Source organism: [Flexibacter] sp. ATCC 35208, from assembly GCF_001975825.1.
Lineage (GTDB): Bacteria > Bacteroidota > Bacteroidia > Chitinophagales > Chitinophagaceae > Chitinophaga.
On the sequence record NZ_MTKN01000351.1, the window covers coordinates 1 to 356 of the forward strand.

Here is a 356-nt window from a genome sequence, read left to right on the forward strand (position 1 = left end):
GCGCTGTATTCAGATCGCCTGGCAGCTTCATGACGAGATGAGGCAACTTATCGAACATCAGGATTATTTGGTTAAGCCTGACGGATTTAATATTCCGTATGATGCAGAACGTATTCACGGAATCTCGACTGAATTGGCTGAAGCCGATGGAATCACGTTGGCCGAAGTTTTAGAGAAATTCAATATCGCTTTAAGTAAAACCAAATTTATTGTAGGTCAGAATTTAGGTTTCGACGTTAATATTATGGGCGCTGAATTTCATAGAATGGGCGTAGATTCTCCAATGAGTTCAATGCCGGTTTTAGATACCTGTACCGAGGTTACGGCTTCATTATTAAACCTTCCCGGCGGTCGTG

Annotated in this window: 1 protein-coding gene; it reads left to right on the plus strand. The window is 42.4% G+C overall.

The features are described from left to right. Window positions 1-356 (plus strand): 3'-5' exonuclease (locus BW716_RS35875; RefSeq protein WP_143709281.1); only part of this gene is annotated, 356 nt, incomplete at both ends.